This is a genomic window from Streptomyces tateyamensis (assembly GCF_003205575.1).
Lineage (GTDB): Bacteria > Actinomycetota > Actinomycetes > Streptomycetales > Streptomycetaceae > Kitasatospora > Kitasatospora tateyamensis.
The window spans coordinates 1-1,574 of record NZ_PYBW01000090.1; the positions used below are offsets into that span (position 1 = coordinate 1).

1 protein-coding gene is annotated in these 1,574 nt (G+C 70.3%); it reads left to right on the forward strand.

Going from position 1 to position 1,574, the window contains the following annotated elements:
• The first annotated feature begins 65 nt into the window (after positions 1-65).
• A complete protein-coding gene (locus C7C46_RS23715) occupies positions 66-1,568 on the forward strand; it encodes an IS701 family transposase (RefSeq protein ID WP_181442486.1) in 1,503 nt (500 codons plus the stop codon).
• Positions 1,569-1,574: the final 6 nt, after the last annotated feature.

Genomic DNA, 1,574 nt, shown 5'->3' on the forward strand with positions numbered 1-1,574 from the left:
GTACTACAGCGGCAGATCATGTGACTGCTGATCGGTTCTGTCGTTGAGCGGTCATGCTGGTGGATGTGACGGAGGAGCGTCTCGGCGAGTGGGCCGAGGAGTTGGCTGTCCTGCTGGGTGGCCTCGATCATCTGTTCGCGCGGCCGGAGCCGCGTGAGGTGTTCGCGGACCTGGTCGAGGGCCTGCTGTCGGACCTGCGCCGGAAGAACGCGTGGACGATGTCCGCACGGGCGGGCCACGTCACGCCTTCGCGGATCCAGAAGTTCCTCAACGCGGCCTCGTGGTCCGCGGACGCGCTGCTGGACGAGCTGCGGGCGTACGTGGCCGGGCATTTGGGCGACCCGTCCGCGTCGCTGGTGCTGGACGACACCCAGGTGCAGAAGAAGGGGACCAAGTCCGTCGGGGTCGCCCGGCAGCACTGCGGGGCGACCGGCGACGTGCGCAACTGCCAGGTCATGGTGATGCTGACCTACGCGGCGCCGGGCGGGCACACCTTCATCGACCGCCGCCTGTACCTGCCCGCCGCCTGGACCGGGGACCGGGCGCGCTGCCGGGAGGCCGGGGTGCCCGACGAAGTCGCGTTCGCAACGAAACCGCAGCTCGCGACCCACATGCTCGAACGGGCCCTGGCCGAGGGGGTGCTGTTCGCGTGGGTGGTGGCTGACTCCGGCTACGGACGCGATGCCGACCTGCGCGCGTTCCTGCACCGCGAACGCCTGTCCTACGTGCTCGCCGTCCCGGTCGACCTTCCACTGATCGGCCCGCCCGGCAGACCGGCCCCCGGCACCGCCACGATCAAGCGCGCCGACCACCTGCTGCCTTACGCGCAACGCCGGGACCAGTGGGAACGTCGCTCCTGCGGCCAGGGATCCAAGGGGCAGCGGTACTACGACTGGACCCTGTTCGCGGTCCGGGTCAAGGGCCAGGAGCCCGCCGAGGGGTTCGAACATCAGCTGCTGATACGCCGCTCCACGCACAAGAAGCAACTGGCCGGCGGGCGCTTCGACTTCGAGTATGCCTACTTCCTCGTCCACGCCCCGGCCGCCACCCCGGCCGGCGCCGCGATGGAGCAGGCCGGGATCCGCTGGAAGATCGAAGAGGACAACGAGCAGGGCAAGCAGCTCACCGGCCTGGACCAGTACCAGGTCCGCAAGTGGATCCCCTGGCACCGCAGCGTCACCTGCACGATGCTCGCCCACGCCTTCCTCACCGTCCAGCGCGCCCACCACCTCGCCGCCGCCCCCGCACCCCCCTGCGGGGAACCGACCCCGGGCCAGGGGACGGCAGACACCCCGCACCGCGAGGAGCCCCCGCCACCGACCGGCGGCCCACCACACCAGTCCGGCCCGATGATCCGACTGACCCTCTCCGCACTGGCCTGCCTCCTGGCCCTCACCGGCCTCGCCATCCGCCACGACGACGCCGAAGTCCTGCGCCAGCACCATTGGCGAACCGAACACCAGACCGCAGCCGCCATCAGCCACTACCAGCGACGCGGCGACCCCCTCCCTGCACACCTCCGCCCAGGCGATCCGAACCGATCACATCAGCAAGATCCGCCGCTGTAGTACAAG